This is a genomic window from Promicromonospora sukumoe 327MFSha3.1, from assembly GCF_000385135.1.
Lineage (GTDB): Bacteria > Actinomycetota > Actinomycetes > Actinomycetales > Cellulomonadaceae > Promicromonospora > Promicromonospora sukumoe_B.
In genome coordinates this window covers 133,282-153,589 of record NZ_ARQM01000016.1, presented here as the reverse complement: position 1 = coordinate 153,589, position 20,308 = coordinate 133,282, and the positions used below count along the sequence as shown (strand labels likewise).

Sequence of the window (20,308 nt, the reverse complement as noted above, 5' to 3'; positions counted from 1 at the left end):
TCCGCGCCTAGGCGCGGACCAGGCCCGACCGCCGCAGCAGCAGGTACAGCTCGCACCCGAGGCACAGCCCGACGACGGCGTTGAGCGCGGCGGCGACGAACGCCGCGGCGGCCGCGATCGGCACGGCAGGCAGCACCCCGAAGAAGCCGAGGATCACGCCCACGCCGGTGACGAACAGGCCCACGCCCTGCGCGAAGCGCGGCGGGCGGCGGTCCTCCATCTCCGTGGGCGGGCCGAGCCGCGGCCGCACGAACCGCTTGTAGAGCATGCCCTGCCACGAGCCCTCGGCGCCGCGCACCGTGCCGAGCACGAAGCTCAGCATGATGAACGTCAGCAGCCACAGCCCCGCGGTGCTCGCGCCCAGCAGCACGACGGCGGCCAGGAGCACCGCCGTGATGCTCGCCCCGACCCGCGGCCCGCGCGGGTCGATCCCCTTGCTCGCGTTCATGAGTGCGCTTCCCCCTCTGTCTCCAGCGCCGCCGGGACCCGGCTCAGCGCCTGCCGCGCCTGGGTGTCGGAGACGACGCCGCTCATCCGGGCCACCTCACGCCCTCCGCCGTCGACCACGAGCACCGTGGGCGTGCGGAGCACGCCGAGGGTGCGCACGAGATCGAGGTGGTCGTCGACGAGCACCTCGCGGTGCGCGACGCCGTCACCCTTGCCGGTGAGCCCCCCGAGCACCCGCGACGTGGAGCGGCACGCCGCACACACCTCGGCGGAGAACTGCACGAAGGTCACCCGGTCGGCCAGCGCGATCCCGGAGGACGCCCAGTCGATGCCGACCGGGGTCTCGCGGGGTGCGCGGACAGCCCCCTGCCGCGCCGACCACCACACGCCGAGCACTGCCGTGCCCAGCACGAGCACGACCAGCGCGATCACCTGTCCCAACATTTAGCCCACCCTGCCGTGCCTCGCTCGTCCAGACAAGTCCTGATCCGCGATGTGGATGGGTAATGAGGCCGGTCACAGTGGGGGTACCTGACCTTCTCGGGTGCCCGCCCACATGATTCCCTGGTCTGCACAACCTGTCGGAGCAGTATTTCTGGTGCCGAAATGCCACCCGGCCCGGCGGGGCCCCGGTGGTAGCGTGCATGCATCCGCATATATAGGAGAATTGTCTAGGATGGAAGTTTTGCCAACTCGAACGTGGAATGGTCTGACCATTCCGGCGGCCGGGGTGTACCAGATCGACCAGAACCACAAGCGGCTCGGCTTCCTCGCCATGCACATGATGGTCAGCCCCGTCCGGGGCGAGTTCGCCGAGGGGACCGCGACGGTCACCGTCGGCGAGGACCCGCTGATGTCGCAGGTCACCTGTACCATCCAGGCGGCTTCCGTGGACACGCACGTGGGCGAGCGCGACACGCACCTGCGCAGCGCCGACTTCCTCGACGTGGAGAACCACCCCACCATCGAGTTCCGCAGCACCGGGTTCCGGATGCGCACCCAGGTGGACCCGATCTTCTCGTGGGCCCGCCTCAAGGCCGGCACCGCGGGCCGGCGGCCGCACGACCCGACCCAGGCGGACGGCTCGTTCACCAAGTTCGTCATGGACGGCCTGCTGACGGTGCGCGGCACGACACGTCCGGTCACGCTGGAGTGCGAGTTCGGCGGCGTGGGGCACGACCCCTACGGGCAGGACATCTTCGGCTTCCACGGCAGCTGCGAGATCGAGCGCGAGGAGTGGGGCCTGCTCTGGAACGTCGCGCTCGAGGCGGGCGGCGTCCTGGTCGCCAAGAAGGTCCGCATCGAGATCGCGGGCGAGATGATCCGCCAGTCCTGAGGCGGACCGGGCCGGTCACCTCAGAGGATGACCATCCGGCCCACGACGAACACGAAGATGCCGCACACCGCGACGGGCAGCGCGGCCGCCGAGAGCCCGGCCAGGCGCGCGCCGCGGGCCGGCAGCCGCTCCAGCAGCAGGTGAAGCGCACCCACCACGATGCCCGCGACCAGGCCGCACCAGAGGCCGCTCACGGTGTCGATGTTCGGCAGCAGCGTGCCGGCCGCACCACCCACCACCACGGCGGCGACGGCGGAGATGCCGAGCGCCACCCAGCCGCGCACCGGCAGCGCCGACACCGCTGCCGCGACCGCGAGCGCCACCGCGCTGGTCACGACGAGGGCGGCCCCGGCGTCGGACCGGGCGGCGGCGATCCAGCCGGCGGCGGCGATCGCCACGACGACGCCGGCCACGGTGCCCGAGACGGACTCGGTGAGCTGGGGGCGCCCGTCGCGCCGGAGCATCTGCGCGATGAAGGCGAGCACCACGGCGCCCGCCAGCACCATCGGCAGGTGCCGCAGCACGGGCTCGCCCTGGGTGAGATACACGGCGCCCGCGCCGCCCAGGCCGCAGAGTGCCACGACCACGCGGGTGCTCCCGGACGCGGGCAGGCGCAGCAACGACGGCCACCCCAGCGCGACGAGGACCACCAGGACCACGACCGCGCCCACCAGGGGCAAGGGCCGGGGCTGGACGTAGGACGCGGCGGCGACGAGGGCCGCGAGCGCAGCGGTCGTCACGGCGCGGGTGGAGACGGACACGGCTCAGAGTTTTCCAGAGAGTTCGCCACTTGCCTCAATCGCGGCCCGGCAGGCCCGATATCCCGGGCCTCAGCGAGACGAGCAACACTCGCGTCATGCGCACGTCACGGCTCCTGACCAGCATGGTGGTGCTCAGGAAAAGGGCGTGTAACATGCACGCAACAAGCAACAGGGCAGACTTCCGCAGAGCCAGTTGGACGCGACGGACGTCTCGCTGCAGCGAGACCCGAGCCAGGGACGGTAGCAGGACGCCGGTTCCGAGAGGAGGTGCGTCAATGGCAGAGCTGTTGATCCTCACGCCCGCCACCGGCGGGTCGGCCGAGGTACTGCCCGCACTGGGACTGCTGTCCCATCGGGTGCGGGTGCTCCCGATGGAGCCCTCCGCGCTCGTCGACGCCCCGGACGCGGACGTCGTGCTGCTGGATGCCCGCCGTGACCTCGTCGCGGCCCGCACCACCTGCCGCCTGCTGCACGCCACCGGCCTGACGGTGCCGCTCGTGCTGATCCTCACCGAGGGTGGCCTCACGGTCGTGACCCACGAGTGGGGTGCCGATGACCTACTGCTGGAGTCGGCCTCGCCCGCCGAGGTCGAGGCACGGCTGCGCCTCGTGGTGGAGCGCTCGGCGCGCGGCCCGGCCGAGGAGTCGCAGCAGGAGATCTCCGCGGGCGAGCTCGCGATCGACGCCGGCGGATACACCGCCCGGCTCCGCGGCCGCCCCATCGACCTGACCTACAAGGAGTTCGAGCTCCTCAAGTACCTGGTGCAGCACCCGGGCCGCGTGTTCACGCGGGCCCAGCTGCTGCAGGAGGTCTGGGGCTACGACTACTACGGGGGCACCCGCACGGTCGACGTGCACGTGCGGCGCCTGCGCGCCAAGCTCGGCCCCGAGCACGAGCAGCTCATCGGCACGGTGCGCAACGTGGGCTACCGGTTCGACCCGCCCAAGGAGCGTGCGGTCGAGGAGCCGCCGGCGCCGGAGAGCAAGCCGGCGTCCGACGCCACGCAGACGGACGACCCGAACGGCGGCCCCGCCGGGAAGCGCGTGGCGCAGGCCGGGAACTGACCCGGCCCGGAACCCGCGCAGACCGCGCGGCGAGCACGTAAGTTCGTAGTTGTGACCGCACTCTCGGCCAGAACGGCCGTCCGCACGGCAGCCGCCAGCGACTACACGAGCGCCCTCGTCGAGGGGCCGTGGCAGCACGAGTTCGTGTCCTCGGGCGGCTCGCGCTTCCACGTGGCGGTCGCCGGGCCCGAGAGCCGGTCCGCTCCCCTGGTGCTCCTGCTGCACGGCTACCCGCAGTTCTGGTGGGCGTGGCGCGCGCAGATCCCTGCCCTGGCCGACGCCGGCTACCGCGTCGCCGCCATGGACGTGCGGGGCGTGGGCGGTTCGGACAAGCCGCCGTCGGGCTACGCGGTGCCCGCCCGGGCGGCCGACGTCGCCGGCGTGGTGCGCTCCCTCGGGCGCGAGCGGGCGGTGGTCGTGGGGCACGGCACGGGCGGCACGCTCGCCTGGGCGGTCGCAGCGCTCCACCCGGGCACGACGACGGCGGTCGCCGCGCTGGCAAGCCCGCACCCCGCGAGGGTGCGCCCGCGCAACGGTGGGGCCCTCACGCCGGCCGCCCTGCGCGCGCTGGCGTTCGTGCAGGTCCCGACGCTGCCGGAGCGGGCGCTGATCAAGGGCGACCTGGTGCGCCGCACCCTCGACCTGGGGGCGGGAGCCCCGCTGCCCGACGACGTCGTGGACCGCTACCGGGCCGTCATGCGCATCCCGTTCGCCGCGCACTCCGCGGCCGAGGCCCTGCGCTGGGCGGTGCGGTCGAGGCCCCGGATGGACGGGCGCCGGTTCGGCGCCGCGCTGCGCCGCCCGCTGGAGGTGCCCGCGCTGCAGGTCCAGGGCGCCCTGGACGGGTTCCTGCGGCCCGAGCGCGCGGACGTGGACGTGCTGGTCCCCGGGGCCGGGCACTTCCTCCCCGAGGAGGCGCCCGACCGGGTCAACGAGATCCTGCTGGACTGGCTCGCCCGGGTGTAGCTACTTCAGCGGCAGGCCGGCCAGGGCGGAGCGCTCGGGCGCGGGCCGCACCAGCTTGGCCGCCTTGTCGGGGTCGGTCTCGCCCGCGCCGTACGACGGGCACAGGTCCTTGATGCTGCACGCCCCGCACGCCGGGGTGCGCGCCAGGCACACGCGCCGCCCGTGCCACACGAGGTGGTGGCTGAGCATGGTCCAGTCCTTCTTCGGGAAGAGCTCGCCCACCTCGGCCTCGACCTTCACCGGGTCCTCCTCGGTGGTCAGGCCCAGGCGGCGCGCCAGCCGCCCGAAGTGCGTGTCCACGGTGATCCCGGGTACGCCGAACGCGTTGCCGAGCACCACGTTCGCCGTCTTGCGCCCCACGCCGGGCAGCGTGACCAGGTCCTTCAGCTTGCCCGGGACCTCGCCGTCGAACCGCTCGACGAGCGCCTTGCCCAGGCCGATCACGGCCCTGGACTTGGCGCGGAAGAAGCCGAGCGGCCGCAGGATCTCCTCGAGCTCCTCCGGGTTGGCCTCCGCGTAGGCCTGCGCGTCGGGGTACATGACGAACAGCTCGGGCGTGGTCTGGTTCACGCGGACGTCGGTGGTCTGGGCGCTCAGCACGGTCGCCACCAGCAGCTCCAGCGGCGTGCGGAAGTCCAGCTCGGCCCGCGCGTCGGGATAGGTCTCCGCGAGCGTGCGGTTGATGCGCCGTGCCCGGCGCACGAGCGCCAGCCTGCTCTCCGGCGCATTCTTGGAGTGCTTCTCGGATTCGCGTTCGCTGACGGTCACGTCGCCACACTAACGATCCCCACTGACATCGGGCCGGGGATCGGCCGCACCGGGAACTTGGCGCGGGTCTGGTCCGTGTACCTAGGACGCGGAGTATGAGAAGGTCAAGGACGCATCCGCCGTCCACCAGCCGAGCGGTCGCGACCCGATGCCCGCCCGACGGTCCGGGCAGACCGACGGACCACACGACGGTCCACGTGAATCGAGGAAGAGTCACCATGCCGTACACGCACCACCTGCGCGTCTACCCGTCCGCCGAGCCGCTCAAGCGCACCGACCAGCTCGCCTGGAAGCTCGCGGAGCTCGCCACCGACACCGTCGAGCCCACGGCCGAGGTCACCGACATGGTGATCAACCGCGTGATCGACAACGCCTCGGTCGCGGCGGCCAGCCTCACGCGCGGCCCCGCCGTCGCCGCCCGGTCGCAGGCCCAGGCGCACCCGTACACGCCCGGCTCCACGGTCTTCGGCCTGGCCCCGGAGGCCACGAGCAGCCCCGAGTGGGCGGCGTGGGCCAACGGCGTCGCCGTCCGCGAGCTCGACTTCCACGACACCTTCCTCGCCGCCGAGTACTCGCACCCGGGCGACAACATCCCGCCGATCCTGGCGGTGGCGCAGCACACGGGCCGCTCGGGACGGGACCTGGTGCGGGGCATCGTGACCGGCTACGAGATCCAGGTGGACCTGGTCCGCGCGATCAGCCTGCACAAGCACAAGATCGACCACGTGGCGCACCTCGGCCCGTCGGCCGCCGCCGGTATCGGCACGCTGCTGGGGCTGGACACCGAGACGGTGTTCCAGGCGATCGGCCAGGCCCTGCACACGACGACCGCCACGCGGCAGAGCCGCAAGGGCCAGATCTCCACGTGGAAGGCGCACGCGCCGGCCTTCGCGGGCAAGCTCGCGGTCGAGGCCGTGGACCGCGCGATGCGCGGCCAGACCTCCCCCGAGCCCATCTACGAGGGCGAGGACGGCGTGGTCGCCTGGCTCCTGGACGGGCCGGACGCCGCCTACGACGTCGTGCTGCCCGCCGCCGGCGAGGCCCGGACGGGCATCCTCGACACGTACACCAAGGAGCACTCCGCGGAGTACCAGGCGCAGGCGATCATCGACATGGCCCGCGCGCTGGGCGCCGAGCGTCCCGAGCTGCGCGACCCCGCGAACGTCGCCTCGATCGTGCTGCACACCAGCCACCACACCCACTACGTGATCGGCTCGGGCGCGAACGACCCGCAGAAGTACGACCCGACGGCGTCGCGCGAGACGCTCGACCACTCGGTGCCGTACATCTTCACGGTCGCGCTGCAGGACGGCGGCTGGCACCACGTGGACTCGTACGCCCCCGCCCGGGCGCAGCGCCCCGACACGGTCGAGCTGTGGCGCAAGGTGACCACGGCCGAGGACGCGGAGTGGACGCGGCGCTACCACTCGACCGACCCGGCCGAGAAGGCGTTCGGCGGCCGCGTGGAGATCACGCTGACCAGCGGCGAGACGGTGACCCGCGAGATCGCCGTCGCCGACGCGCACCCGCTCGGCGCCCGGCCGTTCGCGCGCGCGAACTACGTGGCCAAGTTCCGCACCCTGGCCGCGGGCGTCCTGACGGACGCCGAGATCGACCGCTTCCTCGACCTGGCCGAGCGCCTGCCCGAGCTCACCGCCGCCGAGGTCCGCGAGCTCACGATCGTGGCGGCGCCCGGGGTGCTGGACGCCGTGGCCGCCCCGACGGGCCTGTTCGAGCTGGGGAACCGCTGATGCTCTACTCCCACCTCACCCCCGCCGCGAAGCGCCGCGCCCTCCGCGAGGCCCTCGCCGGGCCGGACCTGCTCCGGCTCCCGGGCGCGTTCAACCCGCTGAGCGCCAAGCTCATCCAGGACAAGGGGTTCGACGGCGTCTACGTCTCCGGCGCCGTGCTGTCCGCCGACCTCGGCCTGCCCGACATCGGCCTGACCACGCTCACCGAGGTGGCCGGTCGGTCCGCGCAGATCGCCCGGGTCACCGACCTGCCCGTGCTCGCCGACGCCGACACGGGGTTCGGCGAGCCCATGAACGTGGCCCGCACGGTCCAGACCATGGAGGACGCCGGCGTGGCCGGCATCCACATCGAGGACCAGGTCAACCCCAAGCGGTGCGGCCACCTCGACGGCAAGGAGGTGGTCGGGCTGAGCGACGCCGTCCGGCGCATCCGGGCCGCCGCCGACGGCCGCCGCGACCCCGACTTCCTCATCATGGCGCGTACCGACGTGCGCGGCACGGAGCCGGGCGAGCGCGGGCTGAAGCTCGCGATCGACCGCGCCAAGGCCCTGGCCGACGCCGGGGCGGACGCGATCTTCCCCGAGGCCATGAAGGACCTCGCCGAGTTCGAGGCCGTTGCCTCCGCCCTCGACGTGCCGGTGCTGGCCAACATGACGGAGTTCGGCAAGTCCGAGCTCTTCACGGCGAAGCAGCTGCACGACGCCGGGGCGCGGCTCGTGATCTACCCCGTCACCCTGCTGCGCATCGCGATGGGTGCCGCCGAACGGGCGCTGGACCAGATCGCGGCGTCGGGCACCCAGGCGGACCTGGTACCCGAGATGCAGACCCGCGCGCGGCTCTACGAGCTGACCGACTACGCGGCCTACAACCACTTCGACTCGAACGTCTTCACCTACCAGCCCTGACTGAGTCTCGACACGAAGGAGTGCTCATGACCGAGACCACGGAGATCCGGAAGGGTCTGGCCGGCGTCGTCGCCGACACGTCGGCCATCTCGAAGGTCAACCCGGACACCAACTCGCTGCTGTACCGGGGCTACCCGGTGCAGGAGCTGGCCGCGAAGAAGTCCTTCGAGGAGGTCGCCTACCTGCTGTGGCACGGCGAGCTGCCGACCCCCGCCCAGCTCACCGAGCAGACGGCGGCCGAGCGGGTCCACCGCGAGCTGCCGGACAACATCCGCGACGCGATCCTCGAGCTGCCCGTCGACTGCCACCCCATGGACGTGTGCCGCACCGCGGTGTCGATCCTGGGGGCGCACGACCCGCAGGCCGAGGACTCCTCGCCCGAGGCGGAGCTCGCCAAGGCGCTGCGGCTGTGGGCGGTCCTGCCCGCCGTCGTCGCGCTCGACCAGCGCCGTCGCCGGGGCCAGGAGATCGTGCACCCGCGGGACGACCTCGGCTACTCCGCCAACTTCCTGTGGATGACCTTCGGGGAGGAGGCCGAGCCCGCCGTCGTGCAGGCGTTCGAGGCCTCGATGGTGCTGTACGCCGAGCACTCGTTCAACGCGTCCACGTTCACCGCGCGCGTCATCACCTCGACGCTCGCCGACCTGCACTCGGCCGTCACCGGGGCCATCGGCGCCCTCAAGGGCCCGCTGCACGGCGGCGCGAACGAGGCCGTGCAGGCCACGTTCGAGGAGATCGGCACGGCCGACAAGGCCGAGGCCTGGCTCGAGGACGCGCTCGCGCAGAAGAAGAAGATCATGGGGTTCGGCCACCGGGTCTACAAGAACGGCGACTCCCGCGTGCCGACCATGCGGGCCGTGCTCGGCGACCTCGCCGCGCACTACGGCGACTCGGCGGTGATCGAGCTGTACGACACGCTCGAGAACGCCATGGTCTCGGCCAAGAACATCAAGCCGAACCTGGACTACCCCGCCGGCCCGGCGTACCACCTGATCGGGTTCGACACGAACATCTTCACGCCGCTGTTCGTGGCCTCCCGGATCACCGGGTGGACGGCGCACATCATGGAGCAGCGGGCCGCCAACTCGCTGATCCGGCCGGTGTGCGAGTACGTCGGACCGGAGCAGCGCGAGGTTCCCTGACCGGTTCCCAGGACGCCCGTTCCGAACTCCCAGGTGACACCCCTAGGATTTATGGACGGGCGTCCTACTTCGTGCTGGGCAAAGCCGACATCCCGCATGAGGCGGACGATCGCGTCGGGCTGCACGCCACGCGGACGCCACGAGAGACACCGATGACCCGGCAATCTCGTGACATTGAGGCAGACTGAGAGGTGGAAAAGACTGATGGACGAAAGTCCCCGACACGTGAGGACACCACTGGTGGACGACGAAGTCGTACTCTCTGCCCCCCTCTTCGCGGACATGGAAGGCGAGGAGACGCACGCGCTCTTCGAGTCCATGGTGCCCGTGGAGCTGGTCCGGGGTGACGTGCTCTTCCGCGAGGGCGAACCGGGCGACCGGCTCTATGTCATTGCGCAGGGCAAGATCAAGCTGGGTCGCCGGTCGAGTGACGGCCGCGAGAACCTGCTGTCGATCCTGGGCCCGGGCGAGATGTTCGGTGAGCTGTCCCTGTTCGACCCGGGCCCCCGCACGGCGTCGGCCTCGTCCGTCTCGGACTCGGTGGTCTACGAGCTGCGTCACGACTCGCTCGTGAAGTGGATCGCGGATCACCCGGGTGTCGCGACCCAGCTGCTGGGCGCGCTCGCGCGCCGGCTGCGCCGCACCAACGAGACCCTCGCGGACCTGGTGTTCTCCGACGTCCCCGGCCGCGTCGCCAAGGCGCTGCTGGACCTGTCGACCCGGTTCGGCGAGCCCAACGACGACGGCATCCGCGTGGCGCACGACCTCACGCAGGAGGAGCTGGCGCAGCTCGTCGGCGCCTCCCGCGAGACCGTCAACAAGGCCCTGGCCGACTTCGCGACCCGCGGCTGGGTGCGCCGCGAGGGCCGCGCCGTCGTGCTGCTGGACCTCGACCGGCTGGAGCGCCGGGCGCGCTGACCCGCGACGACAAGGAGGCCAGGTGATCCGAACGGATCACCTGGCCTCCTTGTCGTCGATCAGACCCCGCGGGCCGTCAGGGTCATCAGCGTCGCCTCAGGCGGGCATGCGAAGCGCACCTGGGTGTACGGCGACGTGCCGGCGCCCGCCGAGACATGCAGCCACGTCGAGTCCTCGCCGCCCTCGCGGTCGGGACGCGGGCCGGGCCAGCCGTGCAGGCCGGACGCGCGGCCGCGGTCCAGGTCGCAGTTGGTCACGAGGGCGCCGTACCACGGCAGGCACAGCTGCCCGCCGTGGGTGTGGCCCGCGATGATCGCGTCGACGCCGTCGTCCTTGAGCTGGTTCAGCACCCGCTGGTAGGGCGCGTGCACGACGCCGAGGCGCAGCACGGCGTCCTCCTCGCCCGGCGCGCGGCCCGGCTCGGGCATGACGTCGAGGTCGAGGTGTGGGTCGTCCATGCCGACCAGCCCGACGGTGCGTCCGTCGCGCAGCTCGACGAGGCCGCGCCGGTTGTCCAGGTCGACCCAGCCGGCGTCCGTGAACGCCTTGCGGAGCGACTCGGTGGGCAGCGGCACCTTCTCGCCGCCCTCGACGCGGGCGTCCGGCAGCAGGTACCGGGCCGGGTTCTTGAACGCCGGCGCGTAGTAGTCGTTCGACCCCATGACGAACGCGCCGGGCACGTCCATGAGCTGGCCCAGGACGTCGAGCAGCGGGGCCAGCGACTGCTGGTGCCCGAAGTTGTCGCCCGTGTTGATCACCAGGTCGGGCTCGAGCGCGGCCAGCGACCGGACCCAGGCCTGCTTGGTGCGCTGGCTCGGGGTCAGGTGCAGGTCGGCGATCTGGAGGATGCGGATCGGCCGCTGCCCCGGGGGCAGCACCGGCACGGTCACCCGGCGCACCCGGAAGAGCTTGCTCTCCAGGTGCGCGTAGGCGATACCGGCGACGGCGACGCCCCCGACGATCCCGAGAGCCTTGCCGACGTTACCCAGCGTCCCCATGCGGATCAGTCGTCTCCGCCGTTGTCGCCACCACCGGGGCCGCCGCCGACCGCGGCGTCGCCACGGCCACCACCGCCGTTGTCGCCACCACCGCCGTTGTCGCCGCCGCCGTTGTTCCCGCCGCCGCCGTTGCCGGAACCGCCGCCGTTGTTACCGCCACCGTTGTTGTTGCCGCCGCCGTTGTTGCTGTTGTTCGGCTTGGGCGTGACCGGCTGCTTGCCGACGAGCTTGGGGTCCGGGGCGGGGAAGGCCGTCTTCGGCAGGCCGGCCACGGCCTGGTCCATGTACCGGCGCCACGTGGGCGCGGCGATGGTGCCGCCGTACATCGGGCCGACCTTGGCCGAGCTGTCGTACCAGGACATCGCCGGCAGGTACACGTTCATGTGCGGCACGTTGCCGCTGGCCTCGCCCACCCAGACCGAGGTGGAGAGCTCGGGCGTGTAGCCGGTGAACCAGCTCTGCATGGCGTCGTTCGTCGTACCGGTCTTGCCGGCCACGGGGCGGCCGTCACCGAGACCCGGGGACAGCGCCCAGGCCGTACCGAACGGGCTGGTCTGGAAGACCTTGGTCATGGCGTAGGCCACGGTGTTGGCGACCTCGGGCTCCAGCGTCTGCTTGCAGTCGGCCGACGGGACGTCGATCTCCTTGCCCTCGTGGTCCTTGACCTCGAGGATCGCGATGGGGTTGCAGTAGGTGCCGCCCGAGGCGAAGGTCGCGAACGCGGCGGCCTGGTTGACCGGCGTCGAGGCCTGGGTGCCGAGGGTCATCGACGCCATCACGTCGATGTCCTTCTGCTTCGGGTTGTCGATCGTCCGGAACTGGCCCACGCCCTCGTACGACAGGCCGGACGTCATCGGCCGGAAGCCGACGTCCCAGGCCGTCTTCTGCACCTGGCAGAGGTCGAGCTGCTGCGACATCCGGGCGTACACCGTGTTGAGGGACTGGAAGGTGCCCTGGAGCACGCTCACCGACCCGCTGGCGGACCCGTCCACGTTGGACACGTTCCACGGCTGGTGCGTGAAGGCGTGCACGCAGCCGTTGGCCGTGAACGCCGTCTCGTAGGCCGAGTAGGAGTTGGCGCTGACGCGTTGGTTGAGCGTGTGCCCGCTGCGCAGCCACTCGGCCAGCACGAACGGCTTGAAGTTCGAGCCCACCTGGAACCCGCGCGAGTTGCCGTGGCTGTAGTCGGCCGAGTAGTTCTGCGCGGTCGACCGCCCCTCCGCCTCCGCCCGCGGGTCGTACGGCACGTTCTGCGCCATCGCCTTGATCTGGCCGGTGCCCGGCTCGACCGAGGTGACCGCGGCCTCGAGGTCGTAGGCGTTGTCGGCCGGGACCGCCTGGCGGATCGTCTTCGCGGCAGCCTTCTGCATCTTGACGTCCATCGTGGTGACGATCCGGAGACCGCCGCGGTACAGCAGGTCGTACCGGTCCTGACGGGTCTCCCCGAACTCGGGGTTCGCCATGATCTCCTTGATCACGTAGTCGCAGAAGAAGGCCGCGCCGCCCGCCGAGTCACAGCCGACGTCGATGGGCTGGACGTCGAGCGTGTCCGCGAGCTTGGTGGCCATCGCCTCGTCGCGCTCGGCGGTGGAGATGTAGCCCAGCTGCCACATCTTGCCGATCACGAGGTTGCGGCGCACCTCCGCGTCGTCGGGGTTGGCCACCGGGTCGAACTGGCTCGGCGCCTTGGTGATACCGGCGATGGTCGCCGCCTCGACGACCGACAGGTCCTTCGAGGACTTGTTGAAGTAGTGCTGCGAGGCCGTCTCGACGCCGTACACGCTCGTGCCGAACTGCGCGATGTTGAGGTAGCCCTGGAGGATGTCGTCCTTCGGCATCTCCTTCTCGATGGCGATCGCGAGCTTCGCCTCGCGCAGCTTTCGCGTGAGCGAGCTCTCGCGGGCCTCCAGCACGCCGAAGGTGTCGCCCGCGCGGATGGACTCCTCGATCAGCACGTTCTTCACGTACTGCTGCGTCAGCGTCGACGCGCCCTGGGTGTCACCGCCGCCGAAGTTCTGCAGCGCGGCACGCGAGATGCCCTCGGGGTCGACGCCGCCGTGCGTGTAGAACCGCTCGTCCTCGATGGCGATGACGGCGTCCTTCATGTGCTTCGAGACCTTGTCGAGCGGCACGACGATGCGGTTCTGCTGGTAGAACGTCGCCAGCTTCGTCTTGCCGTCGGCCGCGTAGATCTGCGACTGCTCCGAGAGCGGGCCCGGCACCAGCTCGGCGGGCACCTCCTCGAACACCTCGACCCCGGTGTCGACCGCGGTGTCCATGCCGGACGCCAGCGGGATCACCAGCCCGGCCGCGATCACACCGCCGGCACCAGCCGTGAGCACGAATGCAAGAAGGAGTCCGATGAGCTGAGCCGCGGGTATGGTCCGAGTGATCCGGCGCGGCTCGCGAGGGTTCGCCATGGCCATGCGCCCAGGTTACGGGGTGTCACTGACAGGGCACGCCGAAAACCGACCCGGCCGGTGTGCAGGTCTCGTGCGGAATCGCCGTCGTCGATCGCGGGCTAGCATCGTCGGCATGGCAACGAAGTGGGAGTACGCGACGATCCCCCTCCTCATTCACAACACCAAGGCGATCCTCGACCAATGGGGCTCGGACGGCTGGGAGCTCGTGCAGGTGGTCCCCGGACCCGACGGCACCGGGCTCGTCGCCTACCTGAAGCGCCCCACGGGCGGTGACGCATGAGCCACGAGCAGCGCCTCGCGGAGCTGGGCATCACGCTCCCCGAGGTGGCGGCCCCGGTCGCCGCCTACGTGCCGGCCGTCCAGACCGGCCGCTACGTCTACACGTCCGGCCAGCTCCCCTTCGCGGAGGGCACCCTGCAGGCCACCGGCAAGGTCGGTGAGGGCGAGGGCCTGGTCTCCCCCGACGACGCCGCGGGCTACGCCCGCACCTGCGCCCTGAACGCGCTGGCGGCCGTCCGGTCGGTCACCGGCTCGCTCGACTCGATCTCCCGGATCGTCAAGGTCGTGGGCTTCGTCGCGAGCGACCCGTCGTTCGCGGGCCAGCCCGGCGTCATCAACGGTGCCTCCACCGTGCTCGGCGAGATCTTCGGCGATGCCGGCCTGCACGCCCGCTCCGCGGTCGGCGTGGCGGTCCTGCCGCTGGACTCGCCGGTCGAGGTGGAGCTCGTCGTCGAGCTCGCGTAACACCCTCACGGGTGGCCCGGAACGGGCGTGATCGGAGCCACTACGGATTCGGTTTCCGTTCCGGGCCATGCGTCGGCTATTCTGAGCAGGCTTCCGCGGAAGGGCTTCGTGCCTGATGCGCGGTCGACTCCATCGGGGTGTGGCGCAGCTTGGTAGCGCGCTTCGTTCGGGACGAAGAGGTCGCAGGTTCAAATCCTGTCACCCCGACCATGTGAAAGGCCCTCCGGCCGGCAGAAATGCCAGTCCGGAGGGTCTTTTTCGTGCGTCCGGCGAGTCCCGCACTCGACCCACGAGGGACCAACTGAGGAACACGGGCTGACGTCGGCCCGAGTGGGCTTCTCCTTCGAGGCCTAAGTTTCTTCGCTTTGGGCCGACCCAGAGCGAAGAAACTTAGGCCTCGAAGGTGAGGTGCCTCGTCGGGTGTCGGACGGGCCGACGTCGTCCACTGGCCCGTCGCGCGTCGGGCCAAGCGTCGCGGGCTGTCGGATCGCACGTCGAGGGCCGTCGGGTCGCGGGCTGTGGACAGACTGCCCGCATCCATCTCGGGTGCAAGACTGATCGCCTACCCAGGAGTCCGATCCCAGGAGGCGTCCGATGAACCCGTACGTTCTGATCGGCGGTGGACTGACGACCGCCCGCGCCGCGGAAGCGCTGCGCAAGGAGGGGTACCGCGGCGACCTGGTGGTCGTCACGAGCGAGCCCCATCACCCGTACGAGCGCCCGCCCCTGAGCAAGGACTACCTGCGGGGCGAGGCCGAGCGCGACGCCGTGTTCCCGCTGGACCAGGCCTGGTACCGCGAGCACGAGGTCACCGTCCGCACCAACGAGACCGTGGTCGGGCTGAACCCGGACGAGCACACCCTGACGCTCTCCGACGGCGCCACCCTTCCCTTCGCGAAGCTGCTCCTCGCGCCCGGCTCGACGCCGCGGCCGCTCGACGTCACGGGCACCGACCTCGCCGGCGTGCACTACCTGCGCACCATCGACGACTCCGACCGCATCTCCAGCATGCTGCTCGAGGCTTCGCTGGAGGGCGTCGGCCGGGTCGCCGTCGTCGGCGACGGCTGGATCGGGCTGGAGGTCGCGGCGTCGGCCCGGACCCTCGGGCTGGACGTCACGATCGTGGGTCGAGGGACGCACCCCCTGGGCCGCGTTCTGGGACCCGAGATGGGCGACTTCTACGCGGGCGTGCACGCCGAGCACGACGTGCGCCTGCTGCGCCGCACCTCCGTCACCGGACTGCAGGGCGCGGAGGGCCGGGTCACCGGCGTCGACCTGTCCGACGGGACCCGGATCGGGGCCGACGTCGTGGTGGTCGGCGTCGGCGCCACCCCGAACATCGGGCTCGCGGAGGTCGCCGGGCTGGACCTGCGGCCCGCCGCGGAGGGCGGCGGCATCGTCGTGGACGGCACGCTCGCGACGTCGCACCCGGACATCTTCGCGGCGGGCGACGTCGCCAGCATCCCCTCGCCCCACTACGGGCGCCCCCTGCGGGTCGAGCACTGGGCGACGGCGGAACGGACCGGCGCGCATGCCGGGCGCGCGATGCTCGGCGCCTCCGAGCCGTTCGACCGGCTGCCCTACTTCTACAGCGACCAGTACGACGTCGGCATGGAGTACACCGGCTGGGTCGATGTGCCCGGCGGGTACGACGACGTGGTGGTCTCGGGCGACCTGAGCGCCCGTGAGTTCGTGGCGTTCTGGCTGCTCGACGGCCAGGTCGTGGCCGGGATGGCCGTCAACGTGTGGGAGCAGATGGACCGTGTGGAGGAACTGATCAGGTCTCGGAGGAAGGTTCCGCGCGAGGAGCTCGACGCCTTCGTGAGCTGAACCCCGGTGGGACGATCGCGGGGTGCCACCACTCCCCCGCGTCCTGACGCTCGCCGCCGTCTCCGTGCTGGTCCTGGCCGGATGCACGCCGTCCGCCGACGTGCCGCCCGCCGAGGTGACGTCAGCGGCTGACGCCGTCCGTGAGCTCCCCGGCGTCGACGACGTCGCGGTCACCCAGACCCCCAGCGGGGCCGAGCCCGTCCAGGGCAACTTCGGGCAGCTGACCGAGCCGCAGCCGAGCACCGTCAGCGTCGAGGTCGCCCTGGCGGAACCGCTCGAGCCGCGCGCCGCGGGCGAGGCCGCCGGGGAGGCGCACCGCCTCCTGGTCGCGGCGGCGGGACGGGTGGACGACGGGGAGAACATCACCGTGGCGTCGAGCTTCGTCGGCGGACCGGGGCTCGGCGTCAGCACCGGGCCGGACACGACATCGGAGGTCGTGGCCGACGCCGTGGAGGACGGCTTCGACCTCCTCGCGGCGGGAGCCACGACCGTGGATCTCGGCCTCGGCGGTCGTGGCGACGGTTCGTGGGACGACGACCCGCTGGCCGCGACCGCCCACGTGTCCGCCGCGACCCGCGACGACCTCCTCGGGATCGCCCGCGCGGCGGAGGAGCTGGAGCGCGGCGTCGAGCTCCAGGCCCCCGGCGTCCTCTTCCGGGCCGCGACCCGCGTGCCCGACGTCGACGCGGTCCGGCTGCTCGTCGCCGCGGCGGGCCGGCCGGGCGTCGTGGACGCCACCTACCTCTCCCAGGAACAGCGGATCACGCTCCGGTCCGACGCCGAGGAAGGGTCGCAGAACCTCGCTGACCTGCGCAGCTGGCTCGACACCCAGGACTTCGCGACGGCGGACCACCCGCTCGCCTACACGGTCACGGATGCCGCGTACACCGAGACGACCGGCTGGGTGTCCGGCGTGGAACCCGCCGGGTACGCGCCCCACACCCTCGAACCGTTCGGCGACGCCGACCCTTGGGCCGAGGACCCCGCAGCCCCCGACTGCACCGGCCAGGACCTCGAGTTCGCGTTCGGCGCCGTGGACTCGGCGGCGGGCACGCGCGGCGCCTCCGTCCGGGCCACCAACGTGTCGGGCGGGCCGTGCGCAGTCGAGAGCGTGCCCGACCTCGTCTTCGAGAACGAGGCCGGGCAGCCCCAGGAGGACGTCACGATCGAGCCCTACGAGCCGGGCGTCGTGCCCGGCCGCGTGGTGGTGCCCGACGGCGGGACAGTGCTCGCCCCGCTGCTCTGGCGCGCCATGTCCACGGCGAACGACCCGGACACCACCACGACGATCGAGGTCACCGCGGTCCCGGGCGCCGACCCGGTACCGCTCGACGTGACGACGGACGGCACCCCGGCGACCGGCCTCGATGTCCTCGACGGCGCGGAGGTGCGCCTCGGGCCGTGGACCCAGGCCGACTGAGCGGTCAGGCGTCGCACGCCTCCTGCAGCGCCGCGCCGAGCTGCTCGCCGTCCTTGCCGCCGCCGACGTAGAGCGCGCCGGGCAGCCGGATCGAGCTCTCACGCTCCACGCCGAGCGTCCGCAGCGTCACGGGTACCTCGTCGAACTCGTACCAGACGGTGGAGGAGTCCTGGATTTTGCCCCGCTGCGGGTCGACGATCCACATCGTGACCGCACGCCCCGGCGGCAGCACGACCTGACCGGAGGCATCGGCGGGCGCAGCGCCGTCGGCAGAATAGACCGCGATGTCATCACCCGGGTCATCGCTCGGCGCCTCGAACCGGAACACCTCCGGATCGGAGCTGGTCACCGTGACCGGCCACCGCGACGGGTTGCGCACCGTCTGCCCCACGGCCACGTCGTCGCTGGTGCCGTACACGGCCAGGGCCATCCGCGGAAGGCAGTCCGGGAACACCATGCCTCCGCTCAGGGTGACGCCCTCCGCCACGATCCGGGCGTCGCGCGCCGCGTACTGCCAGACGCCGATGCCGGCGACCAACGCCACCACCACCACGGCCGCGCCCACCGCCCATGCCCCGCGACGGCCACGCCGCCGCTCCGAACCCACGTCCCCGCTCACATCCACCATCCGCACAGGATAGGGCGGCAGGACAAGACCGGCCGGGCCACAGGGCCCGGCCGGTCTCGTGCGAGGTCAGCCCCGCCGCTCGCGAACTGCCTTGGCGAGGTCGCGGAGCAAGTCCTCCGTGGTCTCCCAGTCCATGCACTTGTCGGTGACGGACTGGCCGTACACCAGCTCCGACAGCGGGCCGGGCTGCTGTGCGCCGGCCTCCAGGAAGCTCTCCATCATGACGCCCGTGATGCCGTGCTCGCCGTCGGCGATGCGGTTGGCGATCTCGTGCACGACGCCGGCCTGGCGCACGTGGTCCTTGCCCGAGTTGGCGTGGCTCGCGTCGACGATCACGCCGGTCTCGACGGCCCCGCCGAGCCCGGAGCCGCGGGTCACGCTCAGGGCGGCGGCGACGTCCTCCTGCGAGTAGTTGGGGCCGGAGCGGCCGCCGCGCAGGATCACGTGGCAGTCGGGGTTGCCGGTCGTCTCGACGGCGGCGGCGCGCCCCTCGGCGTCGGCCCCGAAGAAGGTGTGCTCGCTGGCGGCGGTGATGCAGCCGTCCACGGCGATCTGCACGTCGCCGTCGGTCGCGTTCTTGAACCCGACGGGCATCGACAGGCCGGAGGCGAGCTGGCGGTGCACCTGCGACTCCACGTTGCGGGCACCGATCGCGCCCCAGGTCACGGCGTCGGCGATGTACTGCGGGCTGGTGGGCTCCAGGAACTCGGTCGCGGCGGGCACCCCGGCGTCGAGCACCCCGAGCAGCACCTCGCGGGCCAGGTTCAGGCCGTGCCGCACGTCGTGCGAGCCGTCCAGGTGCGGGTCGTTGATGAGGCCCTTCCAGCCCACGGTGGTGCGCGGCTTCTCGAAGTACACGCGCATCACGACGACGAGGTCGTCGGAGAGCTCACGCCGGAGCGCGGCGAGCCGTCCGGCGTACTCCAGCGCGGCGGCCGGGTCGTGCACCGAGCACGGGCCGACGATCGTCAGGAGACGGTCGTCCTCGCCGGTCAGGACGTCACGCACCTCGCGGCGGGACGTCGTGACGAGGTCGCTGCGGGCCGTGCCGAGCGGCATCGACTCCAGCAGGCCGCGCGGGGCGGGCAGCGGGTCGAGAGCGCGGATGCGCAGGTCGGAGGTGCGGGTACCGAGGTCGGTCGTCGCCTCGGTGCTGGGTTCCGCGGGGGTGATGCTCATCGGGATCGGGGCTCCAAGTTGGCGGGGTCTGGTTCGAGGAACCGGACGGCCCGCCACCGACTCCTGTCCGGAGCGGCCCGTCTCGGCAAAGACGAAGGGCCTGGACGCGATCGGCGTCCCAGGCCCTGGCTCCGGGTGGAAAGTTGGTCAGGCGTACGCCCGCCGAGCTCCACCAGGAGCCGACGTAAAGCGCCAATACCAACGGATGTCCACGGCCAAAACGGTAGCCGCACCCCTGGCGGCTGTCCACCGGATCTTAGGATGCGGTCGATCACACACGCGCGTACCGCTCCACGAACGCCCGCATGATGCGCAGCGGCTCCGTGACCTCGACGGCGAGGCAGCGCTCCCGGACCAGCTCCGCCTCCTCGGGCGGGAAGTACCCGTACTCGCGGTAGACGGCGATCCGCTGGTCGATGCCCTGACCGTCGAGCTCGGGGTGGAACTGCGTGGCGTACAGGTTCTGCTTGATCCGGAACATCTGGACCGGGCAGCCGGCCGACGACGCGAGCAGCACGGCGTGGTCGGGCAGCTTGCGGACCGCCTCCTTGTGGCCGACGTACGCGGCGAACGACTGCGGGAGCCCGGCCAGCAGCGGGTCGTCCGCGGCGTCCGGGCCGAGCTCGATGGTCACGGGCCCCACGGGCTCGGCGTAGGTCGAGTCGATCACCGCGCCCTGGTGCGCCCCGAGGGTGCCGACGCCGTAGCAGGCGCCCAGGAACGGGAAGTCGCGCGCCACGATCTCGTCGAGCAGCCCCGACAGCTCGGCCTCGACCCGCCGTTGCGCGGGACCCTTCAGCTCCGCGGGGTCCGAGGAGTTGAAGGGTCCCCCGCCGACGAGGACGCCCGAGTAGTCGTCCAGGTCGACGGGCGGCAGCGGGTCGCGCTCGAGGCGCACCCGGTGCAGCTGCTCCGGTTCGAGGCCTCCGTACCGGCGGAACGCCTCGTACTCGCCGTCCGCGGCGAGGTCCTCCGCGCGCGTCGCGAGCAGCAGAAACGGCTTCATGACACGAGCGTAGGGGACCCCT

At 71.8% G+C, this 20,308-nt stretch carries 20 protein-coding genes and 1 tRNA gene; 12 read left to right on the top strand and 9 right to left on the bottom strand.

Annotated elements, in window-relative coordinates; translation table 11 throughout:
- Positions 1-7: 7 nt before the first annotated feature.
- On the bottom strand, positions 8-448 hold the full coding sequence (locus H291_RS0125680) for a DUF4395 domain-containing protein (RefSeq protein WP_020017899.1): 441 nt from the start codon (positions 446-448) through the stop codon (positions 8-10).
- Positions 445-891 carry a thioredoxin family protein gene (locus tag H291_RS0125675; protein WP_026366139.1) on the bottom strand — a complete coding sequence of 149 codons (447 nt, stop codon included), beginning with the start codon at positions 889-891 and terminating at the stop codon, positions 445-447. Before H291_RS0125675 ends, H291_RS0125680 begins: the two co-directional genes overlap by 4 nt.
- 232 nt (positions 892-1,123) lie before the next feature.
- On the opposite strand from H291_RS0125675, the gene H291_RS0125670 reads away from it, so the two are divergent.
- Positions 1,124-1,783 carry a YceI family protein gene (locus H291_RS0125670; RefSeq protein ID WP_026366138.1) on the top strand — a complete coding sequence of 220 codons (660 nt, stop codon included), beginning with the start codon at positions 1,124-1,126 and terminating at the stop codon, positions 1,781-1,783.
- Positions 1,784-1,803: 20 nt separating this feature from the next.
- Here the strand turns inward: H291_RS0125670 and H291_RS0125665 are convergent, their stop codons facing one another.
- Positions 1,804-2,544 carry a hypothetical protein gene (locus H291_RS0125665; RefSeq protein ID WP_020017896.1) on the bottom strand — a complete coding sequence of 247 codons (741 nt, stop codon included), beginning with the start codon at positions 2,542-2,544 and terminating at the stop codon, positions 1,804-1,806.
- 275 nt (positions 2,545-2,819) lie between these two features.
- Between H291_RS0125665 and H291_RS0125655 the strand changes: the two genes are divergently transcribed.
- Positions 2,820-3,608 (top strand): winged helix-turn-helix transcriptional regulator, encoded by a 789-nt coding sequence (locus tag H291_RS0125655; RefSeq protein ID WP_020017894.1) that lies wholly within the window; start codon positions 2,820-2,822, stop codon positions 3,606-3,608.
- Between the two features lie 51 nt (positions 3,609-3,659).
- Entirely contained in the window at positions 3,660-4,574 is a 915-nt protein-coding gene (locus H291_RS0125650; RefSeq protein ID WP_020017893.1) for an alpha/beta fold hydrolase, read from the top strand.
- Here H291_RS0125650 and nth read toward each other — a convergent pair whose 3' ends face one another.
- A complete protein-coding gene (nth, locus tag H291_RS0125645; RefSeq protein ID WP_020017892.1) occupies positions 4,575-5,342 on the bottom strand; it encodes an endonuclease III in 768 nt (255 codons plus the stop codon).
- A 218-nt stretch (positions 5,343-5,560) separates the two neighbouring features.
- Between nth and H291_RS0125640 the strand changes: the two genes are divergently transcribed.
- The 4 genes from H291_RS0125640 (at position 5,561) to H291_RS0125625 (ending at position 10,058) form a co-directional block, all read left to right on the top strand.
- A complete protein-coding gene (locus H291_RS0125640; RefSeq protein WP_020017891.1) occupies positions 5,561-7,093 on the top strand; it encodes an MmgE/PrpD family protein in 1,533 nt (510 codons plus the stop codon).
- Positions 7,093-7,998 carry a methylisocitrate lyase gene (gene prpB, locus H291_RS0125635; RefSeq protein WP_020017890.1) on the top strand — a complete coding sequence of 302 codons (906 nt, stop codon included), beginning with the start codon at positions 7,093-7,095 and terminating at the stop codon, positions 7,996-7,998. Before H291_RS0125640 ends, prpB begins: the two co-directional genes overlap by 1 nt.
- Before the next feature lie 26 nt (positions 7,999-8,024).
- A complete protein-coding gene (locus tag H291_RS0125630; RefSeq protein WP_020017889.1) occupies positions 8,025-9,140 on the top strand; it encodes a bifunctional 2-methylcitrate synthase/citrate synthase in 1,116 nt (371 codons plus the stop codon).
- Positions 9,141-9,380: 240 nt separating this feature from the next.
- A complete protein-coding gene (locus H291_RS0125625; RefSeq protein WP_026366137.1) occupies positions 9,381-10,058 on the top strand; it encodes a Crp/Fnr family transcriptional regulator in 678 nt (225 codons plus the stop codon).
- A 59-nt stretch (positions 10,059-10,117) separates the two neighbouring features.
- On the opposite strand, the gene H291_RS0125620 is transcribed toward H291_RS0125625, so the two are convergent.
- Together H291_RS0125620 and H291_RS31685 are read right to left on the bottom strand one after the other, a co-directional pair.
- The gene (locus H291_RS0125620) at positions 10,118-11,056 is read right to left on the bottom strand and encodes a metallophosphoesterase (RefSeq protein WP_020017887.1); all 939 of its coding nucleotides are present in this window, start codon (positions 11,054-11,056) and stop codon (positions 10,118-10,120) included.
- A 5-nt stretch (positions 11,057-11,061) separates the two neighbouring features.
- Complete coding sequence (locus H291_RS31685; protein WP_033328012.1) at positions 11,062-13,398, bottom strand: transglycosylase domain-containing protein; 2,337 nt, start codon at positions 13,396-13,398, stop codon at positions 11,062-11,064.
- 193 nt (positions 13,399-13,591) lie between these two features.
- Here H291_RS31685 and H291_RS33950 point away from each other — a divergent pair, with 193 nt between their 5' ends.
- The 5 genes from H291_RS33950 to H291_RS0125590 all read left to right on the top strand — a co-directional run bounded on the left by H291_RS33950 (position 13,592) and on the right by H291_RS0125590 (position 17,473).
- Positions 13,592-13,759, top strand: a complete 168-nt coding sequence (locus H291_RS33950; RefSeq protein ID WP_020017885.1) for a DUF4177 domain-containing protein — start codon at positions 13,592-13,594, stop codon at positions 13,757-13,759.
- Positions 13,756-14,223, top strand: coding sequence for a RidA family protein (locus H291_RS0125605; protein WP_020017884.1), 468 nt, complete (start codon positions 13,756-13,758; stop codon positions 14,221-14,223). The genes H291_RS33950 and H291_RS0125605 overlap by 4 nt, the downstream gene beginning before the upstream one ends.
- A 133-nt stretch (positions 14,224-14,356) precedes the next feature.
- Positions 14,357-14,433, top strand: a tRNA-Pro gene (locus tag H291_RS0125600).
- A gap of 384 nt (positions 14,434-14,817) precedes the next feature.
- Positions 14,818-16,053 carry an NAD(P)/FAD-dependent oxidoreductase gene (locus tag H291_RS0125595; RefSeq protein WP_020017883.1) on the top strand — a complete coding sequence of 412 codons (1,236 nt, stop codon included), beginning with the start codon at positions 14,818-14,820 and terminating at the stop codon, positions 16,051-16,053.
- Positions 16,054-16,075: 22 nt separating this feature from the next.
- Positions 16,076-17,473 (top strand): DUF4232 domain-containing protein, encoded by a 1,398-nt coding sequence (locus H291_RS0125590; RefSeq protein WP_020017882.1) that lies wholly within the window; start codon positions 16,076-16,078, stop codon positions 17,471-17,473.
- A 4-nt stretch (positions 17,474-17,477) separates the two neighbouring features.
- Here the strand turns inward: H291_RS0125590 and H291_RS0125585 are convergent, their stop codons facing one another.
- From H291_RS0125585 to H291_RS0125575, 3 genes are all read right to left on the bottom strand, one after another.
- A complete protein-coding gene (locus H291_RS0125585; RefSeq protein ID WP_157237347.1) occupies positions 17,478-18,101 on the bottom strand; it encodes a hypothetical protein in 624 nt (207 codons plus the stop codon).
- 66 nt (positions 18,102-18,167) lie between these two features.
- Positions 18,168-19,280 (bottom strand): 3-deoxy-7-phosphoheptulonate synthase, encoded by a 1,113-nt coding sequence (locus tag H291_RS0125580; protein WP_020017880.1) that lies wholly within the window; start codon positions 19,278-19,280, stop codon positions 18,168-18,170.
- A 271-nt stretch (positions 19,281-19,551) separates the two neighbouring features.
- The gene (locus H291_RS0125575) at positions 19,552-20,286 is read right to left on the bottom strand and encodes a glutamine amidotransferase (protein WP_020017879.1); all 735 of its coding nucleotides are present in this window, start codon (positions 20,284-20,286) and stop codon (positions 19,552-19,554) included.
- Positions 20,287-20,308 lie beyond the last annotated feature (22 nt).